20 protein-coding genes are annotated in these 23318 nt (G+C 66.5%); 13 read left to right on the top strand and 7 right to left on the bottom strand.

Annotation, left to right across the window (positions count from 1 at the left end; translation table 11 throughout):
* The first annotated feature begins 244 nt into the window (after positions 1 to 244).
* The 3 genes from B7Z76_RS04585 to B7Z76_RS04595 are packed head-to-tail and all read left to right on the top strand — an operon-like array spanning position 245 to position 4294.
* Positions 245 to 1195: an HlyD family secretion protein gene (locus tag B7Z76_RS04585; protein WP_236656219.1), complete on the top strand. Its 951-nt coding sequence runs from the start codon at positions 245 to 247 to the stop codon at positions 1193 to 1195.
* Positions 1192 to 2742, top strand: a complete 1551-nt coding sequence (locus B7Z76_RS04590) for a DHA2 family efflux MFS transporter permease subunit (protein ID WP_174502513.1) — start codon at positions 1192 to 1194, stop codon at positions 2740 to 2742. Before B7Z76_RS04585 ends, B7Z76_RS04590 begins: the two co-directional genes overlap by 4 nt.
* A complete protein-coding gene (locus B7Z76_RS04595; protein ID WP_291342429.1) occupies positions 2732 to 4294 on the top strand; it encodes an efflux transporter outer membrane subunit in 1563 nt (520 codons plus the stop codon). The genes B7Z76_RS04590 and B7Z76_RS04595 overlap by 11 nt, the downstream gene beginning before the upstream one ends.
* Before the next feature lie 6 nt (positions 4295 to 4300).
* On the opposite strand, the gene B7Z76_RS04600 is transcribed toward B7Z76_RS04595, so the two are convergent.
* Positions 4301 to 5314 carry an LLM class flavin-dependent oxidoreductase gene (locus tag B7Z76_RS04600; protein ID WP_174502511.1) on the bottom strand — a complete coding sequence of 338 codons (1014 nt, stop codon included), beginning with the start codon at positions 5312 to 5314 and terminating at the stop codon, positions 4301 to 4303.
* A gap of 85 nt (positions 5315 to 5399) precedes the next feature.
* Positions 5400 to 6629, bottom strand: a complete 1230-nt coding sequence (locus B7Z76_RS04605) for an NADP-dependent isocitrate dehydrogenase (RefSeq protein ID WP_174502510.1) — start codon at positions 6627 to 6629, stop codon at positions 5400 to 5402.
* A gap of 115 nt (positions 6630 to 6744) precedes the next feature.
* Between B7Z76_RS04605 and B7Z76_RS04610 the strand changes: the two genes are divergently transcribed.
* Entirely contained in the window at positions 6745 to 7473 is a 729-nt protein-coding gene (locus tag B7Z76_RS04610; protein WP_174502509.1) for an orotate phosphoribosyltransferase, read from the top strand.
* A 6-nt stretch (positions 7474 to 7479) separates the two neighbouring features.
* Here the strand turns inward: B7Z76_RS04610 and B7Z76_RS04615 are convergent, their stop codons facing one another.
* From B7Z76_RS04615 to B7Z76_RS04630, 4 genes are read right to left on the bottom strand one after another with little or no spacing between them, the layout of a single operon-like run.
* A complete protein-coding gene (locus B7Z76_RS04615) occupies positions 7480 to 8142 on the bottom strand; it encodes a DUF1345 domain-containing protein (protein WP_174502508.1) in 663 nt (220 codons plus the stop codon).
* A 48-nt stretch (positions 8143 to 8190) separates the two neighbouring features.
* Positions 8191 to 9834, bottom strand: coding sequence for an FGGY-family carbohydrate kinase (locus B7Z76_RS04620; RefSeq protein WP_174502507.1), 1644 nt, complete (start codon positions 9832 to 9834; stop codon positions 8191 to 8193).
* 27 nt (positions 9835 to 9861) lie between these two features.
* Complete coding sequence (locus B7Z76_RS04625; protein WP_174502506.1) at positions 9862 to 10803, bottom strand: sugar kinase; 942 nt, start codon at positions 10801 to 10803, stop codon at positions 9862 to 9864.
* Positions 10800 to 11654 carry a DeoR family transcriptional regulator gene (locus B7Z76_RS04630; protein ID WP_236656217.1) on the bottom strand — a complete coding sequence of 285 codons (855 nt, stop codon included), beginning with the start codon at positions 11652 to 11654 and terminating at the stop codon, positions 10800 to 10802. Before B7Z76_RS04630 ends, B7Z76_RS04625 begins: the two co-directional genes overlap by 4 nt.
* 419 nt (positions 11655 to 12073) lie before the next feature.
* Here B7Z76_RS04630 and B7Z76_RS04635 point away from each other — a divergent pair, with 419 nt between their 5' ends.
* The 9 genes from B7Z76_RS04635 (at position 12074) to eda (ending at position 21967) form a co-directional block, all read left to right on the top strand.
* A complete protein-coding gene (locus B7Z76_RS04635) occupies positions 12074 to 13384 on the top strand; it encodes a sugar ABC transporter substrate-binding protein (RefSeq protein WP_291342434.1) in 1311 nt (436 codons plus the stop codon).
* A gap of 72 nt (positions 13385 to 13456) precedes the next feature.
* Positions 13457 to 14368, top strand: a complete 912-nt coding sequence (locus tag B7Z76_RS04640) for a carbohydrate ABC transporter permease (protein ID WP_174502503.1) — start codon at positions 13457 to 13459, stop codon at positions 14366 to 14368.
* A gap of 10 nt (positions 14369 to 14378) precedes the next feature.
* Positions 14379 to 15200: a carbohydrate ABC transporter permease gene (locus B7Z76_RS04645; RefSeq protein WP_174502502.1), complete on the top strand. Its 822-nt coding sequence runs from the start codon at positions 14379 to 14381 to the stop codon at positions 15198 to 15200.
* Positions 15201 to 15209: 9 nt separating this feature from the next.
* Positions 15210 to 16307, top strand: coding sequence for an ABC transporter ATP-binding protein (locus B7Z76_RS04650; protein ID WP_174502501.1), 1098 nt, complete (start codon positions 15210 to 15212; stop codon positions 16305 to 16307).
* 36 nt (positions 16308 to 16343) lie between these two features.
* Positions 16344 to 17117 carry an SDR family NAD(P)-dependent oxidoreductase gene (locus B7Z76_RS04655; RefSeq protein ID WP_174502500.1) on the top strand — a complete coding sequence of 258 codons (774 nt, stop codon included), beginning with the start codon at positions 16344 to 16346 and terminating at the stop codon, positions 17115 to 17117.
* 7 nt (positions 17118 to 17124) lie between these two features.
* On the top strand, positions 17125 to 17898 hold the full coding sequence (locus tag B7Z76_RS04660) for an L-iditol 2-dehydrogenase (RefSeq protein ID WP_174502499.1): 774 nt from the start codon (positions 17125 to 17127) through the stop codon (positions 17896 to 17898).
* An 80-nt stretch (positions 17899 to 17978) separates the two neighbouring features.
* Positions 17979 to 19478: a glucose-6-phosphate dehydrogenase gene (gene zwf / locus B7Z76_RS04665; RefSeq protein ID WP_291342440.1), complete on the top strand. Its 1500-nt coding sequence runs from the start codon at positions 17979 to 17981 to the stop codon at positions 19476 to 19478.
* Positions 19479 to 19520: 42 nt separating this feature from the next.
* On the top strand, positions 19521 to 21335 hold the full coding sequence (edd, locus tag B7Z76_RS04670; RefSeq protein WP_174502497.1) for a phosphogluconate dehydratase: 1815 nt from the start codon (positions 19521 to 19523) through the stop codon (positions 21333 to 21335).
* On the top strand, positions 21332 to 21967 hold the full coding sequence (gene eda, locus B7Z76_RS04675; protein ID WP_291342442.1) for a bifunctional 4-hydroxy-2-oxoglutarate aldolase/2-dehydro-3-deoxy-phosphogluconate aldolase: 636 nt from the start codon (positions 21332 to 21334) through the stop codon (positions 21965 to 21967). The genes edd and eda overlap by 4 nt, the downstream gene beginning before the upstream one ends.
* Before the next feature lie 45 nt (positions 21968 to 22012).
* On the opposite strand, the gene B7Z76_RS04680 is transcribed toward eda, so the two are convergent.
* Positions 22013 to 23287 carry a sodium:proton antiporter gene (locus B7Z76_RS04680; RefSeq protein WP_174502495.1) on the bottom strand — a complete coding sequence of 425 codons (1275 nt, stop codon included), beginning with the start codon at positions 23285 to 23287 and terminating at the stop codon, positions 22013 to 22015.
* Positions 23288 to 23318: the final 31 nt, after the last annotated feature.

Consider the following 23318-nt stretch of genomic DNA (forward strand, 5'->3'; position numbering starts at 1 on the left):
CGCCGCTGAAACTTTGTTGATGGCAATTTGATCGCCGCCGCGTTGTTGCGGCTTCGTTATGTGTGTAACTGCGGTCTTGATGCTGACTGCGGCGCTGAGTGTGGCGCCGGCTGTGGCGATGATCCTGCCGATAGGTTAATATGATCGTATGAATGACCTGACCGAGACCGACTTGCGCCGCAGCGCGGCCTCGTCGTCAGCGCCTGCTGTCGCCTCGCGCCGCAGCCGGCGTCCTTTCATTATATTGGCGCTTCTGCTCATCGGTCTCGCTGCGGCGGGCTTTGCCTATTGGCGGAGCACCCGCGATTTCGCATCCACCTCGGATGCGGAGATCGATAGCGCGATCCACACGATTTCTGCCCGCATCCAGGGCAAGGTCGTGGCGGTTCCGGTCAGGACCAACCAGCACGTCGTCCGCGGGCAGGTGCTTGTCCGTCTCGACCCGCGGGCGCAGCGCGTGGCGCTCGATCATGCCGAGGCCGGAGAGGCGGAGGCAAAGGCGAATCTTGCCGCACGGCAGGCCGATCTGGCGGTTGCCCGCGCCAATGTCGAGGTTGCCGACGCGACACTGTTTCGCGCTCGCCGGGACGAGGCGCGCTACGCCAGGATCGACCCTCGTGCGATCACGCCGACGACGCGCGATTCCGTTGCCGCCACGCTGCGTGGTGCCGTCGCCCGCGCCGATGCGGCCCGCCAGCAGGTTGGTGCCGCCGCCGCCGCGGTCGCTGCCGCGCAAGCCGCGCTCAAGGCTGCCGCAGTGGATGTCGCCGATGCCCGGCTCAAACTTGGCTATACCGAAATCCGGGCCCCGGTTTCCGGTTGGGTTGCGCAGAAAAGCGTGCGCGCCGGCAACGTGGTGGCGCCCGGCGCCGGGCTGATGGCGATCGTTGGCGACCGTCTGTGGGTGACCGCCAATTTCAAGGAGACTGCGCTCGGGCGGATCCATCCTGGCCAGACGGTGCGGGTCTATGTGGATGCCGTTCCCGGAATCGCGTTTCAGGGCAAGGTCGCCAGTATCCAGCACGGCACTGGCAGCGTTTTCTCGCTGCTCCCGGCGGAGAACGCCACCGGCAACTACGTGAAGGTAGTCCAGCGCGTTCCCGTGCGCATCAATTTCGACGACAAACGTATCCGAAACCACCTGCTCGCGCCTGGCATGTCCGTCGAGCCGTATATCCGCATCCGGGGCCAATGAGCCTGCTTTACGCCACGCGGCCCAACACGCCGCGTTCGGCCGCCGGCATCTACAATCCCTGGCTGATCGTCGCGATGGTGGCGCTCGCGCCGTTCATGGAGGTGCTCGACACCACCATTGCCAATGTCGCACTCACCCATATCGCCGGCTCACTGGCCGTCAGCCCTGACGAAAGCACCTGGGTACTGACCTCATATCTCGTTTCGAACAGCATCATCCTGCCGATCACCGGCTGGCTGCAGGAGGTGGTCGGTCGCAAGCGGCTGTTCCTGATCTGTGTCGCCCTCTTCACCGCAAGCTCGGTGCTGTGCGCGCTCTCCACCTCGCTGTCCATGCTGATCATCTCCCGGGTGTTGCAGGGCATCGGCGGCGGCGGCCTGCAACCCGTCACCCAGTCGATGTATGCCGACAGTTTTCCTGCTTCGCAGCGGGCCCAGGTCTTCGCGGTATTCGGCGTCGTGATCATCGTCGCTCCGGCCACCGGGCCGATCCTCGGCGGCTGGCTGACCGACCATCTGTCCTGGCACTGGGTGTTCCTGATCAACCTGCCGATCGGCCTCATTGCCTTTGCCCTGATCGCGATCTTCGTCGACGAGCCCGAGCTTCTGGTCCGCGAGCGCGCCGCCCGCCTCGCCGGCGGCCTGCGGTTCGACTGGTTCGGCCTCCTGCTCGTCGCCGTCGGGTTCGGCGCGCTGCAGATCTTCCTCGACAAGTTCTCGATCGATGACGGGTTCGGTAGCGTTTTCATCCGCTTCCTCTTCGTTCTCTGGTCGGTCTCGCTCGTCACTCTCGTCGTATGGGAATGGAACCATCCGGCGCCGGTAGTGAATGTCCGCCTCTTTGCCTACCGCAACTTCGCGATCTGCTGCCTCGTGATGTTCGTCATCGGTTTCATCCTGCTCAGCACGACGCAGTTGCTGCCCCAGCTCACCCAGACGCTGATGGGATACTCCTCGGAAACCGCCGGCTTCGCGCTCGCCCTCGGCGGGCTCGCCACGATCGGGCTGATGCCCGTCGCTGGCATCGTCACCGGCCGGATCATCCCCGCGCGCGTGCTGCTGGTCGGCGGCCTGCTCGAAACCGGTATTGCGCTGGTCTTCCAGTCCCACCTCGCGCCCACCGCCTCGTTCTTCACCATCTCGATCGACCGGGTGCTGCAGGTAATCGCGCTGCCCTTCCTGTTCATCCCGATCTCGGCGCTCTCCTATGTCGGCCTGCCGCCCGCCCGCAACGGCGATGCCTCGGCGATCATCAACCAGGTGCGCAATATCGGCGGCAGCATCGGCATCTCCTTTGTCACCTCGATGCTCGCGTGGCGCACCCAGTTCCATCATTCAAGGCTTGCCGAGTCCGTTACTCCGTATGTCAGCCTGCACGGAAGGACCCTTTCGCAGGTCGCCGCGGCGGTGCAACATCAGGCAGCGTTCATGAGCTATCTTGATTTGTTCCATATTCTGGGTCTGATGGCCCTGCTGGTCTGGCCGGTCGTGCTGCTGCTCGGTACCCCGTCAGCCCGTGCCGCCGAAGGAGTGGTTTATGAAATCTGACGTTTTTGCCGCCCGCCTGCGCCGGGGCGCCCTCATGGGCCCGGCGCTGCTTGCTGCCCTCGCACTTGGCGGCTGCGAACTCGGGCCCAATTTCCACCCGCCGCGGACCAGCGCGGCTTCATCCTTCTTCTCTCATCGCCCGGCACTGACCTCTCCCGAGACGGTCAGCCAGGGCAAGGTCGATCTCGCCTGGTGGCAGAGCTTCGACGATCCGGCCCTCACCAGCCTCGAGCAGCAGGCCATCGCCCGCAATCTCGACGTCAAGGCCGCCACCCAGCGCCTCGCCGAAGCCGAGGCCCAGGCGCAGATCGAGGGTGCCGCGCTCTATCCCAACCTCAATTTCGCCGGCTCCTACACGCGCGAGAAGCCGAGCAACAAGGGCGTGTTCACCGCACTCAGCGGCGGCGGATCGACCTCGACCAGCACCAATGCCGGCTCCACCGCCAGCGGCGCCTCGACATCGATCGGCGGCGGCGGCCTTCCCGGCGCGCAGCTCAAACCGTTCGATCTCTTCCAGTACGGGTTTTCCTCGGTCTTCGATTTCGATCTCTGGGGCAAGAACCGCCGTGCGGTCGAGGCCTCGCTCGCCGCTGTGCAGGCCTCGCGCGATGCCCGCCGCGCCGTCCTGCTCAACACCGAGGCGGAGGTGGCGCATGACTATGTCAACCTGCGCGCCGAGCAGGCGGTCCTTGCCATCACCCGGCGCAATCTCGCCAGCGCCGGCAACATCGCCGGGCTGATCCGCCAGCGCCAGCAGGCCGGCCTCGCCAACGCGCTCGATGTCGCCGATGCCGAGGCGCAGACCGCGTCGATCCGCGCTCAGATCCCCGCCCTGCAAACCTCGATCGCGGCGGACATCAACCAGCTCAGCCTCCTGCTTGGCGAGGGGCCGGAAGCCCTCCGCGCCCGGCTGATCACCGCGAAGCCGATCCCGCCGGTCCCCCCGGTGGTGCCGATCGGCCTGCCCTCGCAACTGCTCAAGCGCCGCCCCGACATTCGCGAGGCCACCGCCCGCCTGCATGAAGCCACCGCCGAGATCGGTGTCGCGAAGGCGAGCTTCTTCCCCGACATCTCGCTGGCGGGCTCGGTATCGCTCCAGGCGCTGCAATTTTCCAACCTGAACCAGCTTTCCGCCGTCACCTACGCGATCGGGCCGCAGATCACCATGCCGCTGTTCGAGGGTGGGCGCCTGCGCGGCGAGTTGCACCTGCGCAAGGCGCAGCAGCGCGAGGCCGCGGTGAACTACGCAAAAACCGTCCTCACCGCCTTCCACCAGGTCGACAACGCGCTGACCGCCTATGACGGCGAACAGAAAACCCAGGCAGCGCTGCAGACCGACGTCACCCAGACCCGCCGGGCGTTGTCACTCGCCCAGGAACGCTATCGCGAAGGCCTGGTCGACTATCTCCAGGTTCTCACCGCGCAGCAATCTGTGCTGGCCGCCGAACAGGCGCAGGCGCAAAGCCAGGCCAAGATTTCGGCCGATCTCGTCACGCTCTACCAGGCGCTTGGCGGCGGTTGGGAACATAACGAGCCGCCCGCCGCCGGCTGAGACGACTCAGGCGGCCTTGCTCAGGCCGCCGCGCAGCTCGCGCACGATCTCGTAGCTGCGCCGCCGCAACGCGTGGTCGTGGATCTGGCAGGCGATCATCAGCTCGTCGGGGCGGAATTCCGCCATGAAGCCGGCGAGCCCTGCTGCGACCCGCGCAGGGCCTCCGACCATCGCATAGGCCAGCGCATGCTCCACCCCGGCGCGCTCGCGCTCGCTCCAGACCCCGTCGAGCGGGGCGGGGCGCGGCAGCAGCCCGGGCTGGCTGCGCCGCAGATTGACGAAGGCGCGCTGCTGCGAGGTGAACAGGAACGCTGCCTCCGCGTCATCCGGTGCGGCGCACACGGTTAAGCAGACCATCGCATGCGGCTTGGGCAGTTGTGCCGAAGGCTGGAATCGGCTGCGATAGCGCATCAGCGCCGTCCCCAGCAGGTCGGGCGCGAAATGCGCGGCAAAGGCGAAAGGCAGGCCGAGAGCTGCGGCGAGATCGGCCGAGAACGTGCTCGATCCGAGTAGCCAGACCGGCACGCCGAGCCCCGCGCCGGGCACCGCGCGCACCGCCTGCGCCGGCTCCGCCGGCTGGAAATAGGATTGCAGCTCGATCACATCCTCGATGAAGCGCGCCTCGGTCCCCTCCATGTTCCGCCGCAGCGCGTGGGCGGTGCGCGGATCGGTGCCGGGCGCGCGGCCGAGTCCGAGATCGATCCGCCCCGGATGCAGCGCGGCCAGCGTGCCGAATTGCTCGGCGATGACCAACGGCGCGTGGTTGGGCAGCATCACCCCGCCTGAACCGACGCGAATCCGCGTCGTCGCCTGCGCCACATGCGCGATCACCACCGATGTGGCGGCACTCGCGATTCCGGGCATGTTGTGGTGTTCGGCCAGCCAGTAGCGGTTGAAGCCGAGGGCTTCGGCGTGGCGGGCGAGGTCGATGCTGTTGCGGAGTGCGTCGCCCGGTGTCGCGCCATCCGGCACGGGGGCGAGATCGAGAACCGAGAACGGGATGCTTTCCATCATTCCCATATAGGGAAGGCAGCCCGTCCTTCAGTCAATAATGCTGCCTGGTGTTCGGCCCTGCAATCCGGGGATGGATCGCAGGGCCCCACCATCATGCGGCCTGGCGCTTCGCCATCGCCGCCTGCAGGTTCTCGTCGAGCTTGGCGAGGAAGTCCTGCGTGGTCATCCAGGGCTGCTCCTTCGAGATCAGCAGCGCGAGGTCCTTGGTCATGCACCCGCTTTCCACCGTCTCGACGCAGACGCGCTCCAGCGTCTCGGCGAATTCGGTTACCTCGGGGGTCTCGTCGAACTTGCCGCGATAGGCGAGGCCGCGGGTCCAGGCGAAGATCGAGGCGATCGGGTTGGTCGAGGTCGGGCGGCCCTTCTGGTGCTCGCGATAGTGGCGGGTCACGGTGCCGTGCGCTGCCTCGCTCTCCACCGTCTTGCCATCCGGGCTCATCAGCACCGAGGTCATCAGCCCGAGGCTGCCGAAGCCCTGCGCGACGATGTCGCTCTCCACATCGCCGTCATAATTCTTGCAGGCCCAGATATAGCCGCCGTTCCACTTCAGCGCCGAGGCGACCATGTCGTCGATCAGCCGGTGCTCGTAGGTCAGGCCGCGCTTGTCGAACTCAGCCTTGAACTCGGCATCGAAGATATCCTGGAACACGTCCTTGAACATGCCGTCATAGGCCTTGAGGATGGTGTTCTTGGTCGAGAGATAGACCGGATAGTTCCGCGCCAGCCCGTAATTGAAGCTCGCCCGGGCGAAGCCCTCGATCGAGGCCTTGGTGTTATGGATGCCGAGCGCGACGCCGGGGCCCTTGAAGTCGTGCACGTCAAGGATCAGCGGCTTGCTGCCATCGGCCGGGATATAGGAGAGCTGCACCTTGCCCGGGCCGGGGATCTTGGTTTCGGCGGCGCGGTAGATGTCGCCATAGGCATGGCGGCCGATCACGATCGGCTGCGACCAGTGCGGCACCAGGCGCGGCACGTTGGCGCAGATGATCGGCTCGCGGAAGATCGTGCCGTCGAGGATGTTGCGGATCGTCCCGTTCGGGCTGCGCCACATCTGCTTGAGGTTGAATTCCTTGACCCGCGCCTCGTCCGGCGTGATCGTGGCGCACTTGACCGCGACGCCGTATTCCCGTGTCGCCAGCGCCGAATCGACGGTCACCTTGTCGTCGGTGGCATCGCGGTTCTCGATCCCGAGATCGAAATATTTCAGGTCGATGTCGAGATAGGGCAGGATCAGCTTGTCCTTGATGAACCCCCAGATGATCCGGGTCATCTCGTCGCCGTCCATCTCCACGATCGGGTTCTTAACCTTGATCTTGGCCATTCCGAAGCTCCTTGCGGCAGTTTGCGACGGTCTAGCCATGCGCCCCGCCCGCCGCAAGACGGTGGACGGCAGGGCAGGGGTGTTCTAGGACGGCGGCCAGACTTGGAGGATCGACATGACGTCTGGCCTGGGCCACGCGACCGACTGGGACCGTGACGCCGCGCTCACCGCGGCCCGTATCCTGCTCGAAATCAAGGCGGTGAATTTCCGCCCCGAGGAACCCTATACCTTCACCTCGGGCTGGAAGGCGCCGGTCTATATCGACTGCCGCAAGATCATCTACTTCCCCCGCGCCCGCGCCAAGATCTGCGAGCTCGGCGTCGAGAAGCTCTATCGTCATGTCGGCTTCGAGACGATCGAGGCCGTCGCCGGCGGCGAGACCGCGGGCATCCCCTACGCCGCCTGGATGGCCGACCGCATGGGCCTGCCGATGGCCTATGTCCGCAAGAAACCCAAGGGCTTCGGCCGCAACGCCCAGATCGAGGGCGACGTGCCGGAGGGCAAGAATACCCTCCTCGTCGAAGACCTCACCACCGATGGCGGATCAAAAATCCACTTCGCCAACGCGCTGCGCGAGGCCGGGGCGATCTGCAACCATGTCTTCGTGGTATTCTATTACGGCGTCTTCCCCGGCAGCCTCAACACGCTGGCCGAGATGGGCATGTCGCTGCACCATCTCTGCACCTGGTGGGACGTGCTGGAAGCCTGCCGCGGCGGCGACTATTTCCCCGAGGCGACGCTCGCCGGCGTGCGCCGCTTTCTGGAAGACCCGGTGGCCTGGTCGGCGAAGCATGGCGGTGTCGCCAGCGCCGAGGAGGCCGCCGCCTACAAGGCCGCGAAATAGCCCGGATCAGAACAGCCCGGCCGCGATGTTGATGGCGAGCGCCAGCACCACGGTGTTGAACAGATAGCCGATCACGCCCTGCAACGTCGCGAGCCGGCGCATCTTGCGGCTGAGGATGTTCACGTCCGACACCTGGAACGTCATCCCCAGCACGAACGAGAAATAGACGAAGTCGAGATAGTCGGGCGCCTCGCTGCCCGGAAAGGCGAGTCCGCCCGCAGGACCGCTCGCCGTCGCCGCGTAATATTCATGCGCGTAGCGATAGGTGAAGGTGATCTGCGTCATCAGCCACGAGGCCACCAGCGTCGCCGCCACCAGCGCGACATAGGGCGTGTGCGCCGCCGCGCCCGCTCCCTTGCCGCGCGCGGCGAAGATCACGATCGCGGTGAAGCTCATCAGCGCGCCGGCGATGCTCAGGCCAAAGATCGTCCATTCGCCTTCTTCCTGCCGCACCGCGTCGTCCCCGATCCGGCGGTGATCGGCGCGGCTGAAATGCGCCATCGCCAGCACGACATAGGCGGCAACCGCGATATCCCAGCACAGCACCGCGCGCAGCGTCGGTGCGATCGTGGCCGGCAGCACCACCGCGGCCAGAAGGCCGCAAAGCAGTCCGGTAAAGAGGCGGGGATGGCCGCGTGCGACTCGCACGGCGAGGAGTGAGTTCGGCATGGCAACAACAATACACCAATAAGGCTGATCCGGCAGGTCCCGGCCGGCTCAGCCCCGCATCAGCGCCCGATACGCCATCTGGTCGTCATGCATCCGCCGGAACACGGCATATTTGCGGGCATGGAACGCAGCACTCGCCGCCTCCGGCGCGATCACCGCCCCGGCCCGGCTCATCGCCGCCATCGCCGCCGGCAGGTCGGCATAGGCGCCGCCGGCCACGGCGCCAATCATGGCGCTGCCGAGCAGCACCGCCTCCGGCTCCGCCGGCAGCACGATCCGGCATCCCGTCGCATCCGCGTGCTCGCGCAGGAATAGCGGGTTCTTCGTCCCGCCGCCGGTCGCCATGATCGTGTCGATCGCGTAGCCGTTTTCGTTCATCGTCTCGATGATGTGCCGCGTGCCATAGGCCACGGCCTGGATCGTCGCGAGATAGAGGCGCGCGCAATCCGCCTCGTCCGCCGCGAGCTTCAGGCCCGAGATCATGCCGAGCAGGCTCGCATCGGCCCGCGGCGAGCGGTTGCCGTGAAAATCGGGAAACACGTGCAAATCCCCGGTCAGCGCCGCGGTCGAGCCCGCCGCAGCCGCCATTTGCCCGACCAGCGCGTTCAGCCGCTCGTATATGCTCGCCCCCTCCGCCTTCGCCGCGGCAGCAAGTGCGGGATAGGCGGCATGGGTCGTCACCACATGGTCGATCAGCGCCCCGGTCGCCGACTGCCCGCCCTCGTTCAGCCACAGCCCCGGAAGCATCGCCGCGTGATATGGCCCCCACACGCCGGGCACGAAGCGCGGCTCCGGCGCCACGGCCATGTGGCAGGACGACGTCCCGCCGATCAGCGCCACCCGCCGCCCGAGCGCGGCCGCATCCGGCGCCACCCCGTCGAGCGCCGCGCCGATCACCCCGATCCCGCCCGCATGCGCGTCGATCGCCGAGGTACCCACCGGAATCCCCGGCGTCAGCCCGAACGCCGCTGCCGCTTCGGCCGAGAGCCCGCCGCCCACCGGTGTCGCGATCGGCAGGATCGTGGTGCCGATCCGCGCGAACCCCTCATCGGCCAGTTCGCCAAGCCCGATCGCCCGGAAATACGCCTCGTCCCAGCGCCCCTCATGGCCGAGATAGGTCCATTTGCAGACGGTCGAGCAGAGCGAGCGGCTCGTCGCACCGGTCGCCCTGTAGGTGAGGAAATCCGGCAGGTCGAAAACATGCCGCGCCGCCGCCCAGCTTCGCGGGGCGTGCCGCTTCAGCCACAGCAGCTTGGGCGTCTCCATCTCCAGCGAGATCCGCCCGCCGACATAGCGCAGCACCTCGTGCCCGCCCGCATTGATCTCCTCCGCTTCCGCCCGCGCACGATGATCCGCCCACAGGATCACGTCCTGCGCCGGGTCGCCGTCCGGCTCCACCGGCAGCGGCGCGCCGGCCGCATCCAGCACCACGAGCGAGCAGGTCGCATCGAACCCGATGCCCCGCACCACCAGCCCGCCGCCGGCCTCGGCCATTGCGCGGCGCACGCACTCGCTCACCGCCGCCCAGATATCCGCGCTCGATTGTTGGATGAACTCCGCCCGCGGCCGCCAGGCGCCGATCGCCCGCGTCGCACTCCCATGCATCGCCCCATCGAGGCCGAACACGCCCGCGCGTGCGCTTCCGGTGCCGACATCGACGCCGATGACGACAGGGATTTCAGCATGGCTCATGGCGGTTCTCCTCGTCCCGGTTACGGCTCAGCCGGCATCGGCGATGAAGGCGTCGAGTGTCGCGAGATCGGCGATCCCCTCCATCCCGCCCTTGCGGCTGACGGCCAGCGCGCCCGCCGCGCGGGCATAGTCGAGCGCGCGCCGCGTCCCCATTCCCTGCAACAGGCAGGTGACGAAGGCGGCGCCGAAACAATCGCCCGCCCCGGTCGGGTCGACCTCCTCCACCGGAAAGGCCGGAAGGTCGAACTGCTCCTCGCGCGAGCGGAAGCTGACCCCCTTGCGGCTGCGCTTGATCACCACCATCCGCACGCCGAGATCGAGCAATTCCTCGACCGCCGCGCGCTCCGATTTCGCCTCGGTCGGCAGCAGGATCTCCGGCCCCGAGGGCAGGAATATGTCGGTATAGCCGAGCATGAATTCGAGCCCGGCGCGCATTTCCGGGATCGTCAGCATTTCCTTGCGGATGTTCGGATCGAACGAAATCACCGCGCCGTTGGCCTTGGCCAGCTCGATCGCCTTTTTCATTTCGTCGATGATATGAAACGAGAACAGCGACGAGCCCATGATGTGGAAATGCGCGCATTGGGCGAGCATCGCCCGCGCCGCCGCGTCGATCGTGATCCGCCCGGCGGCGCTGCGCTTGAGGTTGAACAGGAAGTCGCGGTCGCCATCCTCGCGGTAGCGCACGAAGGCGCTCGCCGTCACCTGGTCCGGCTCGATCCGCACGGCACTCACATCCGCCCCCTCGCGCCGCAGCCGATCGACGCAGAGCCAGCCGAAATCGTCATCGCCGATGCAGGAGATGATGCCCGCGCCGGCGCCGAGCCGTGCCGCCTGGGCGATGAAGGTCGCCGGCGCGCCGCCGGGGAAGGGGCCGAGCAGCCGGCCGGGCTCGTGGAAGCCCTGGCCGCGTTCCTCGGCGAGAATATCGACGAGGATTTCACCCATGGTCACGATCATGCCGGTCATGACGCCTCGCCGAAAGCCCGCACGCCGCCGCGCTGGCGCGCCGGGTGGCTGGAGAAATGCGCTTCGCTGCCGCCCTCTGCCTCCACCGGCCTGAACCCGGCGCCGAGCAGGATGTCGCGCAGCCGGTTGCTCGGCAGCCCGGGCAGGATCAGGTCGGAAATCCCGGCAAGCCCAAGCTGGGCGGTCCGCCGTTCGAGCGAGAGCGCAGGGTTGCCGATCAGCACGATGCTGCGCGTGCTGCGCCGGATCGCCGCCTCGGCCAGCCGTTCGGCGGGCTTGGCGGCGAGTAGCAGGGCGGCATCGGCCGAGAGCGCATCCGCCTCGAAGATTGACCAGCCGAGCGCGAAATGGTCGAGCATCCTGAGCGCGCCAGCGCCCTCGATCATGCCGCTGTCGGGGGCGATTTCGCCGCCAAGCAGATGGATCCGCGCATCGAGGCAGATACGCGCGAGCGGGATCGCCTCGGCGCTGGTCAGCACCACCGAAAGTCCCGGAATTTCGGCAAGCCACGGGATCACCTGCGTCGCCAGCGGTCCTGGCCCGACCAGTACCGTCTGGTCCGGCCCGATCAGCGCCTGCGCCCGGCGCAGCATCGGCACCAGTTGCGCCTTGGTCAGCGGCGCGCCGGCCGGCCGGTCGCGCGGCGCTGCCGATTTCGCCGCGATCGCCTTGCCGAAACTGCGGACGATGAGCCCTTGCTCCTCGAGATAGGTCAGGTCGCCGCGAATTGTGACCTCGGAAACCTTCAGCGCCGTGCTGAGTTCATCGACGCGCATCTGCCCGTATTGACGGATCCAGTCGGCGATCTGCAACCGTCGCTGCAACACCGCGCTCTTTGCGCCGACCGTCAAACCGATGCCCCGGAGCGTTCCATACGGCATCGATGCCAGCAACCCGGGCGGAAGTCTATAGGTTTCGAAACGAAAGACGGGTTTTCTCCGGCAAGCCAGATTTTTCGCTATTTTTAGCGAATTTCTATTTCAAATTCCTATTTTTTGATGTTGCGGCGCGACATGATTTTGTCGTTGACTTTCCAATCGAAAGTTAGCTACCTGCGAATCACAAGTTGCGCCGGCCTGTTGGACGCAACGCAAGGGGGGATACCCGACCTCCGGCTGCCCCTGCGAGGGACGGCGGGCGGCAACTCCCCTGGTTGAACCAGCCCGAAACGGGCTCACCTCGCGCAGCCTTGTCTGCGCACGTTCCGGCGCGCGGTTTGGAGGCGCCGTGCTTCAGTCGATGAACCGGATTGTTCGAGAGGGAAACGTTCATGAAACGACAGATCAGGACTGCGATGGGCGGACTCGCCCTCGGCTGCCTCGGCATCGCCGCCGCGCACGCGACGACGCTGACGATCGCGACGGTCAACAACCCCGACATGCTGCAAATGCAGAAACTGTCGCCCCAGTTCACCAAGGAAACCGGCATCAAGCTGAACTGGGTGGTGCTGCCGGAAAACACCCTGCGCCAGCGCGTCACCACCGATATCGCGACCAATTCCGGCAATTTCGACATCGTTACCGTAGGCTCCTACGAAGTGCCGATCTGGGGCAAGGCCGGCTGGCTCGCCCCGGTGAAGAACCTGCCCGCAAACTACGACGCGAAGGACCTGTTCCCCACCGTCCGCAAGGGCCTGTCCTACAAGGGCACGCTCTATGCCCTGCCGTTCTATGCCGAAAGCTCGGCCACCTATTACCGCAAGGATCTCTTCAAGGCCGCCGGCATCGCCATGCCGGCACACCCGACCTATACCGAGATCGCGAAATTCGCCGCCAAGATCAACGACCCCTCGAAAGGCATCTACGGCATGTGCCTGCGCGGCCTTCCGGGCTGGGGCGAGAACATGGCCTTTTTCACCACGCTGGTGAACACGTTCGGCGGCCGCTGGTTCAACATGAAGTGGCAGCCGCGGATCGACAGCCCGGCCTGGAAGAAGGCCGCCAATTTCTATGTGAACCTCGAGAAGAAATACGGTCCGCCGAACGTCACCTCGAACGGCTTCACCGAGAATCTCGCGCTGTTCAGCCAGGGCAAATGCGGTATGTGGATCGACAGCACGGTTGCCGCCGGCACGCTGTGGGATCCGAAGACCTCGAAGGTCGCAAATGAAGTCGGCATGGTGTCCGCTCCGGTCGCGGTCACGCCGCACGGCGCGCACTGGCTCTGGGCCTGGGCGCTCGCCATGCCGAAGACCTCGCGTCACAAGGCAGCCGACATGAAGTTCCTCGAATGGGCCACGTCGAAGGCCTATCTGAAGCTCGTCGGCAATACATTCGGCTGGGTGCAGGTTCCGCCCGGTACCCGTATTTCGACCTACAGCAACCCGGACTACATCAAGGCCGCACCCTTCGCCTCGAAGGTGAAGGAAGCGATCCTGAGCGCCGATCCGAATAATCCGACGCTCAAGAAAGTCCCCTATACCGGCGTGCAGTTCGTCGCGATCCCGCAATTCGAGGGGATCGGCACCGAGGTTGGCCAGCAGCTCGCAGCCGCCCTCGCCGGGCAGAAATCGGTCGACGCCGCCCTCGCCCAGGCCCAGAACGCCACGGCGCGGACGATGAAGGAAGCCGGGTACCACTGATTGCGGCAACAGGGTGGCGTCGCTCCGGGTCGACTGGAGCGACGCCACCCCCTCGGAAAGCGGGAGCGTGCGATGAGCCAGTCGACGTCAGCCACGATAACGCCGAGCGGATCGGACGCCACGCAGCGCCGCCAGGTGAGAACCCTGCCGCTGCTGTTGCCCGCGGTCATCCTTCTGCTGCTCTGGTCGATCCTGCCGCTGCTGCAGACGATCCTCTACTCGTTTCAGCACTACAATCTGATGGAGCCGCCCGCTGCCTATAATGGCGGCCTCAATTACACTTATCTCTTCACCGATTCCTCGACCTGGACGGCGATCTGGAACAGCGTTGTGCTGGTCGCCGGCGTGCTCGCCGCCTCGATCGTCTTCGGCACGCTCATCGCCCTGCTGCTGAACAACGACTTCCCCGGCCGCAACATCGCCCGGCTAATGGCGATCGCGCCCTTTTTCGTGATGTCGCCGGTTGCCGCCCTGATCTGGAAGAACCTGCTGCTCGATCCGGTCAGCGGCCTCGCCGGCTGGCTGATGACGCTGATCGGCCTCAAACCCATAGCCTGGTTCAGCGTCTATCCGATGCTCTCGATCGTGATCATCTATTCATGGCGCTGGATTCCCTTTGCCACCCTCATCCTGCTCACCGCCCTGCAATCGCTCGATACCGACCAGCTCGAAGCCGCGCGGATGGATGGTGCGAAGGGCCTCGCCCGCCTGCGCTACATTGTGCTGCCGCATCTCGGAAGGCCGATCTCGATCGTGGTGATGCTGGAATCGATCTTCATGCTCTCGGCCTTCGCCGTCATCTACACCACCACGAATGGCGGCCCTGGCGATGCGACGACGACCCTGACCTACATGATCTTCATCCGCGCGCTCAACGATTTTTCGATCGGCAGCGCCTCTGCGGCAGGTGTGTTCGCGATCGTGCTTGCCAACATCCTCGCCTTCTTCCTCATCCGCGCGGTCTCGCGCACGTTGCAGGCGTGAGGTCCCGCCGATGAAATCCTCCCTCGCCAGCCGCGTCGTCCTCGGCCTCCTCGCCTGGGCGGCCGCGTTCATCATGTTCTTTCCCATCCTCTGGATGCTCGTCACCGCCTTCAAGACCGAAGGCCAGGCCATCGCGATTCCCCCGCTGCTGATCTTTGCGCCGACGCTCAGGAGCTTTTTCGACGCGACGCAGAATGCCGGCTACCTGCTCTTCGCGCTGAACAGCGTGATCGTCAGCGTCGGTGCGACCGTGCTCGCCATCGCCATCGCCTTTCCCGCCGCTTACGCGCTCGCCTTCTTCCCCGGCAAGCGCACGGAATTTACCCTGATGTGGATGCTCTCGACCAAGATGCTCCCGGCGGTCGGCGTGCTCATGCCCATCTATCTCTTCCTCAAGAACGTCCACCTGCTCGACACGCGGCTTGGTCTCGTGGCCATCGACACGCTGATGAACCTGCCCATCGTGGTCTGGATGCTCTACTCCTTCTTCAAGGACATACCTCACGAAATTCTCGAAGCCGCGCGTGTCGACGGTGTTGGCCCCCGCCAGCAGATGATCCATCTGCTGCTCCCGCTCGCGGGTCCGGGTGTGGCCTCCACGGCACTGCTCTCGGTCATCCTCGCCTGGAACGAGGCATTCTGGAGCATCAACGTCACCGCCTCCCATGCCGGGACGCTCGCCGCCTACATCGCGCGGTTCTCGGCGCCGGAGGGATTGTTCTGGGCGAAACTCTCGGCGGCCTCGGTTCTCGCGGTCGCCCCCATTCTGGTCTTTGGCAGCCTGACCCAGCGCCGCCTCGTGCGCGGGCTCACATTCGGCGCGGTGAAATAGGAGCGGATCATGGCGAAACTTCTGCTTGAAAAGGTCGAGAAGCGATATGAAGGCTTCCACGCCATCAAGGGCGTGGACCTGTCGATCGACGATCGCGAGTTCGTCGTCTTCGTCGGTCCCTCGGGCTGCGGCAAGACGACGCTGCTGCGCATGATCGCGGGGCTCGAGGAAATCTCCGGCGGCGATTTCAGCATCGATGGCGTCCGCGCCAACGAGATCCCCCCGGACAAGCGCGGCCTTGCCATGGTGTTCCAGACCTATGCGCTCTACCCGCACATGACGGTCGCGGAAAACATGGGCTTCGCGCTCAAGATGGCAAAGGTGCCCAAGGCCGAGATCGAGCGGAAGGTCGCCCACGCCGCCGAGATGCTGCAACTCGACAAGGTGCTGGCCCGCCGCCCCAAGGCACTCTCCGGCGGCCAGCGCCAGCGCGTGGCCATCGGCCGCGCCATCGTTCGCAATCCGAAAGGATTCCTGTTCGACGAACCGCTGTCGAATCTCGACGCGGCGCTGCGCGTGCAGATGCGCACCGAGCTGGTGAAGCTGAACAAGCAGCTGGAGACCACGATGATCTACGTCACCCACGATCAGGTCGAGGCGATGACGATGGCAGACCGCATCGTGGTGCTGAACGGCGGCATCGTCGAGCAGGTGGGCTCGCCGCTCGAACTCTACCACAACCCCGCCAATCTCTTCGTCGCTGGCTTCATCGGCTCGCCCAAGATGAACCTGCTGGAAGGCGAGATCGCTGCGCGAGACGATGCCGGTGCGGATGTGAAACTCGATGATGGCGGCACAATCCGCGTCGAGGCGGCGAACATCGCCGCCGCCCCCGGCCTGCGCGTCACCCTCGGCACCAGGCCCGAGCACACCGCGCTCGCCGCCGATGGCGAGATCGGCGGCACCGCCGATTTCGTCGAGCATCTCGGCAACGAAACCCTGGTCTACGTCAAGCGCCCCGGCGAGAAGCAGATGATCGTCAAGGCCGACGATCTCGCCGGCGTGCGCATGGGCGATCCCGTGCGCATGAAGCCGCAATCCACCCGCGCTGTCCTGTTCGGACCGGACGGCAAGGCGCTGCTGCGGCGCGAATTCCACCTGCACTGAGCACGTAGCCAGTGCCGGACAACACAAGGAGCGGACATGTATCTCGAGAAATATGACCTCAAGGGGCGCAACGCGGTCGTCACCGGCGGCGGCCGCGCGATCGGCCTCGCCTGTTCGACCGCTCTGGCCGAAGCCGGCGCGCATGTGATCATCGCCGATCGCGATGCCAATGTCTGCGAGGAGGGCAAGGCCGAACTCGCGAAGCTCGGCCATACCGCCGAATCCGTTGTGCTCGACGTCACCGATCCCGAAGCGGTGAACGCGGCGGCCGACGCGCTTAACGCGAGGCTCGGCGCGATCGACATCCTGGTGAACAATGCCGGCATCGCCCGCTCGGGCGTCGCCGCCGAGGACGTGACCGACGAGCACTGGCTCGACGTCATCAACGTCAATCTCAACGGCGTGTTCTGGTGCGCCCGCGCCTTCGGCCGCGCGATGCTCGCCCGCCAGCGCGGCGTCATCGTCAACACCGGCTCGATGTCCGGCTTCATCTCGAACAAGCCGCAGAAGCAGTCCTTCTACAACGCCTCGAAAGCCGCGGTGCATCACCTCACTCGCTCGCTCGCCGGCGAATGGGCCGATCGCGGTGTGCGTGTCAACGCCGTCGCCCCCACCTATATCGACACGCCGCTGACCCGCTTCGGCATGGAAGATCCCGAGCTCAACCGCATCTGGCTCGACATGACGCCGATGCACCGCGTTGGCCAGCCGCACGAAATCGCCTCGGTGGTGCTCTTCCTCGCCTCCGATGCGTCGAGCCTGATGACCGGCTCGATCGTCCTCGCCGATGGCGGCTACACGGTCTGGTGAGGCGGCGATGAGCGGGCGCCTGCAGGGCAAATACGCCGCCATCACCGGCGGGGCAGGGGGGATCGGCCGGGCGATGGCCGCCGGCTACATCGCCGAGGGGGCGAGGGTTTGCATCGCCGACCGCTCGCGCGAGGCGGCGGAAGCCATAGCGCGCGAACTCGGGCCGCAGGCGCATGCCTGCGCGCTCGATGTGGCGGAGATGGACTCGATCGCCGCCTTCGCCGATTTCACCGCCGCGCGCGGCGGGCTCGACATCCTGGTGAACAACGCCGCCGTGTTCGACCTCGCGCCGATCGCCGACATCACCGAGGCGAGCTACGACCTCCTCTTCGCCGTCAACGTCAAGGGCCTGCTCTTCACCCTGCAAGCGGTGGCGCGGCAGATGATTGCCAATGGCCGGCGCGGGCGGATCATCAACATGGCCTCGCAGGCCGGCCGCCGCGGCGAGGCGCTGGTCGGCGTCTACTGCGCCACCAAGGCTTCGGTGATCAGCCTCACCCAGTCCGCCGGGCTCGACCTGATCCGCCACGGCATCCGCGTCAACGCCATCTCCCCCGGCGTGGTCGATACGCCGATGTGGCAGCAGGTCGATGCGCTGTTCGCTCACTACGAAAACCTTTCGATCGGCGAGAAGAAGCGCCAGGTCGGCCTCGCCGTGCCCTATGGCAGGATGGGCCGGCCGGACGATCTCGTCGGCGCCGCCATCTTCCTCGCTTCCGACGAGGCGGAATACATCATCGCCCAGACGCTGAACGTCGATGGCGGCAACTGCATGAACTGAACGCGCGCGGGTCGCCGGTGTTGAAGTGCCCGGCGGCCCGGCCTATACCGGATGGCGGCAACAAGGAATTATTTTGACCCATGAATTTTTCCCAGCCCATCATTGACCCGTTCGACTACGTTGTGTTCGGCGGCACTGGCGACCTCGCTCGCCGCAAGCTGTTGCCCGCGCTCTACCTCCGGGATCTCGACGGCCAGCTGCCGGATTCCTCGCGCATCGTCGGCTCCGCCCGCACCGAACTGTCCGCCGCGGGATTCCGCGACCTGGTCGAGGCGAGCCTGCGCGAATTCATCGCCGACAAGCTCGACCAGGCGGTCCTCGCCCGCTTTCTCGCCCGGCTGCATTATGTCTCGGTCGATGCCAAGGCCGCGCGCGGCTGGCCCGAACTCGCCGCCCTGCTCGGGGATGCGCCGCGCCAGATCCGCGTCTTCTACCTTGCCACCGCCCCCGAGCTCTACGGCCCGATCGCCGACAACATCCATGCCCACGGGCTGCAAACGCCCGAAACCCGCATCGTGCTGGAAAAGCCGATCGGCCACGACCTCGCCTCCGCCCGCGCCATCAACGACCGTGTCGGCGCGGTGTTCGAGGAACGCAACATCTTCCGCATCGATCACTATCTCGGCAAGGAAACGGTGCAGAACCTGCTGGTGCTGCGCTTCGCCAACTCGCTGTTCGAGCCGGTCTGGAACCATGACGGGATCGACCATGTGCAGATCACCGTCGCCGAGACCGTCGGCGTCGAGGATCGCGGCGGCTATTACGATCATACCGGCGCGTTGCGCGACATGATCCAGAACCACCTGATGCAGCTGCTCTGCCTCGTGGCGATGGAACCGCCCGCCACGCTCGACCGCGAGGAAGTGCGCGACGAAAAGATCAAGGTGCTGAAATCCCTCGCCCCGATTTCCCGTGACGATATCGCAACGAAAACCGTCCGCGGCCAGTATCGCGCCGGCGCGATCAAGGGCGGCCCGGTGAAATCCTATGCCGAGGAAAACGACATCGCCCGCGGCTCCACCACCGAAACCTTCGCCGCCCTCAAGGTCGAGGTCCGCAACTGGCGCTGGGCTGGCGTGCCGTTCTACCTTCGCACCGGCAAGCGGATGCCCGAGAAGGTTTCCGAAATCGTCATCCAGTTCAAGCCGGTGCCCTACTGGATCTTCCCCACTGGCTCGGACCGCGCGATGCCGAACCGCCTCGTCATCCGCGTGCAGCCCGACGAGCATATCCGCCTGCATCTTTGGACGAAGGAACCCGGCCCCGGCGGGCTGCGCCTGCGCAATGCCCCGCTCAATCTGAGCTTCGCCGAAACCTTCAAGAACAATCACATGCCCGATGCCTATGAGCGCCTGCTGATGGATGTGGTGCGCGGCAACGCCACATTGTTCATGCGGCGCGACGAGGTCGAGGCCGCCTGGGAATGGACCGAATCCATCCTGGATGCCTGGAATTTCGCCGGCGATCGTCCCAAGCTCTACACCGCCGGCACCTGGGGCCCGTCCGAGGCGGTGGCGATGATCGTCCGCGACGGCCGCACCTGGTTCGACGAACAGGCCGGCTACGGCGCCGGCGACTGATACGCCTCCGCAAGGAGCGCGCGTATTGCGAGGAGCAAAGACATGGTTCAGGATGCGATCGCACGGGTCACCGACCGGATCAGGGCGCGCAGCGAGGCCGGGCGTGCGACCTATCTCGCCCGCACCGAAGCGATGATTTCGCGCGGCGTGCACCGCAGCGCGGTCGGCTGCGCCAATCTCGCCCACGCCCTGGCCGGCTGCGCCAAGGCCGAGCAGGACGACCTCAAGCGCGACGACAAGCCGAATATCGGCATCGTCACCTCCTATAACGACATGCTCTCGGCGCATCAGCCCTTCGGCCGGTTCCCCGACCTCATCAAGCACGCGGTGCGCGAGGCCGGCGGCATCGCCCAGGTCGCCGGCGGTGTGCCGGCGATGTGCGACGGCGTCACCCAGGGGCGGGAAGGGATGGAGCTCTCGCTCTTCTCGCGCGACGTCATCGCCATGGCCACCGCCATCGCCCTCTCGCACGACGTGTTCGATGGCGCGCTGCTGCTCGGCGTCTGCGACAAGATCGTCCCCGGCCTCGTGATCGCTGCCCTGTCCTTCGGCCACCTGCCGTCGATCTTCGTCCCCGCCGGGCCGATGCCATCGGGCATTTCCAACACCGAGAAATCCCACGTCCGCCAGCTCTACGCCGAGGGCAAGGTCGGCCGCGAGGAACTGCTCGAATCCGAAATCGGCGCCTATCACAGCCCCGGCACCTGCACTTTCTACGGCACCGCGAACTCCAACCAGATGCTGATGGAGATCATGGGCCTGCATCTGCCCGGCGCCTCCTTCGTCAACCCCGGCACCGACCTGCGCGACGCGCTGACCGGTGCGGCTGCGAAGCGCATCCTCGAAATCACCGCCCGCGGCAACGAATTCACCCCGGTCGGCCAGATGGTCGACGAGCGGACGGTGGTGAACGGCATGATTGGCCTGCTCGCCACCGGCGGCTCGACCAACCACACCATCCACCTTGTCGCCATGGCCCGCGCCGCCGGCATCGCCATCACCTGGCAGGATTTTTCCGATCTTTCCGAACACATCCCGCTGCTCACCCGCATCTATCCCAATGGCAGTGCCGACGTGAACCATTTCCAGGAAGCCGGCGGCATGCCGGTGCTGATCGGCGCCCTGCTCGATGCCGGCCTGCTGCACGGCGATGCCCGCACCGTCTGGAGCCCGGACGGATTGCAGGCCTATCGCGACCAGCCGGTGCTGGAGGAAAAAATCCTGCGCTGGAAACCCGCCCCGGCCGCAAGCCTCAACCGCGACATCCTGCGCGACGCGGCCGAGCCCTTCAGCAAGGATGGCGGCCTGCGCATCATGCACGGCAATCTCGGCCAGGCGGTCACCAAAATCTCCGCCGTCAAGCCCGAGCACCGCGTCGTCATCGCCCCGGCCCGCGTCTTCCGCAGCCAGGAAGCGATGCAGGAGGCGTTCAAGGCCGGCGAGCTGCACCGCGATTTCGTCGCCATCGTCACCCATCAGGGCCCGCAGGCGAACGGGATGCCCGAATTGCACAAGCTCACACCCCCCCTCGGCGTGTTGCAGGATCTCGGCTTCAAGGTCGGCCTCGTCACCGACGGGCGGATGTCCGGCGCCTCCGGCAAGGTGCCCTCGGCGATCCATGTGACGCCGGAATGCGCCTGCGGCGGCGCGCTGGCGAAGGTGAGGGATGGCGACATGATCAGGCTCGACTGCGAGGCCGGCATATTGGAGGTTCAGGTGGATCAGGCGGAATTCGCGGCGCGGCCGCTCCCGGAGGTCGATCTCTCGGCGCATCACCACGGCATCGGCCGCGACCTGTTCGGCGCCTTCCGCGCCGCCGTCGCCGGGGCCGATCTCGGCGCGAGCGTCTTCGCATGAACCGCCAGGACGGGCTCGACGCCCTGCTCGCTGTCTCGCCGGTCATCCCGGTCCTGACCATCGACAGCGCTTCCGACGCCGTCCCGCTCGCCCGCGCCCTGATCGAGGGCGGCGTCGGCGTCGTCGAGGTCACGCTGCGCACGAAGGCAGCGATGGAGGCGATCGCGGCGATGGCCGCAGCGGTCCCCGAAATGGTCGTCGGCGCCGGTACCGTGCTCACCCCGTCGCAATATCGCGAGGTCGTGGAAGCCGGTGCCAAATTCGTCGTCTCGCCCGGCTCCAGCCCAGCCGTTCACGCCGCGGCGGCGGCGAGCCGCGTGCCCTTCCTCCCCGGTGCTGCAACCCCGACCGAAGTGCTGCATCTGCTCGAGGCCGGCTTCCGCTACCAGAAATTCTTTCCCGCCGAGCAGGCTGGCGGCATCCCGATGCTCAAGGCGATCGGCGCGCCGATCCACGAGGTCACCTTCTGCCCGACCGGCGGCATCACCCCGGCCTCAGCGCCCGACTATCTCGCACTGGCCAACGTGATCTGCGTCGGCGGCTCATGGCTCACCCCGGCCGATCTGCTCCGCGCCGGGGACTGGCGGGCCATCTCCGCACGCGCTGCCGCCGCTGCCGCCCTGCGGCGCTGAGTCCCCCGCCCGGCGTTAGCCGGCGGAAAACATCAGCGCCCGGCGTCAGCCGGCGAAGAATACAAGCGTCGCCAGAGCGAACAGCGGCAGCAGCACGGCGGAGGCCGCCAGCATGTAGCCGATGAAGCCCGGCATCCGCACACCCCGCCGCGCCGCGATCGCACGAATCATCAAATTCGGCGCGTTGCCGAGATAGGTCAGCGCGCCGAACAACACCGAGCCGGCGGCGAAGCTCGTCAGCAGCGTCGCCGGCGGGGCGACCAGCCGCGCCGCATTCCCCCCCGCCGCCTCGAAGAACATCAGATAGGTTGGCGCGCTGTCGAGAAACGCCGAGGACAGGCCAGAGGCCCAGAACCACAAACCCGCCGATTGCGGCAGCCCCGCCGCCGCGACCGTGCGCAGCACTGGCGGAATCGTCGCGAAGATCGCGAAGAACAGGATGGCGATCTCGCGCATCGGCTCCCAGGCGAACTGGTTGCGCGCGCGGATCGCCCGCGGTGTCACCCGTTCGGAAATCGCGACGAAAATGATTGCCGTCAGCGTGATCGCGATCTGCCCCGCCGGCAGCGATGCCGGCCCGATCGCGACCTCCGGCCCGGGTTTGATCCCGGCCAGCGTCAGCACCGCGATGAAGGCGGCGAGCATCGCGAGATTGCCGCCGCCCCGCACCCTGAGCCGCTCGGCCTGCCGCACCGGCTCGCGCCGCGCCAGCCACCAATCGGCCGCGAATGCGAGGGCCAGCACCGGCACCACCACCACCAGCATCGGCCCGGCAAGGTTGAACAGCGGCCAGAAGAACGGCACCCCGCGCAGGAAGCCGATCAGCAGTGGCGGATCGCCGAGCGGTGTCAGCGCCCCCCCGGCATTGGCGACGACGATGATGAACGCCAGCACCAGATGCCTCACCTCGCGCCGCGCCGCGTTCGCCGCCAGCAACGGATGGATCAGCAGCAGCGAGGCCGCGATCGTCCCCATTGCTGAGGCGAGCAGCGTGCCCACCGCCAGCAGCAGCAGGTTGCCGCCCGGCCGCCCCCACGGCCCGCCGGCGATCAGCACCCCGCCGCCCAGCGTGTAGAGCGCCATCAGCACTGCGATGAAGGGCAGGAAATCCACCAGCCCCGAATGCCACAGCTGCGAAGCCGCCGCCGCCGGCCCGGCCGAAGCCGCCCCGATCACAAAACCGAGCGCCACCCAGAACAGGCTGATCCGCACCATGTGCCGGTGCCACAGACGCGGTGCGAGCCCCGGCAGCAGGGCAAAACTCGCCAGCGTGCCGAAGAACGGCGCGAGCGCCGCAAGCCCGCTTACCTGCGGGGGCATCGCCTGCTGCCTTTCAAGACGAAGCGGTGCA

The sequence above is a fragment of the Acidiphilium sp. 20-67-58 genome (assembly GCF_002255515.1).
Classification (GTDB): Bacteria; Pseudomonadota; Alphaproteobacteria; order Acetobacterales; family Acetobacteraceae; genus Acidiphilium.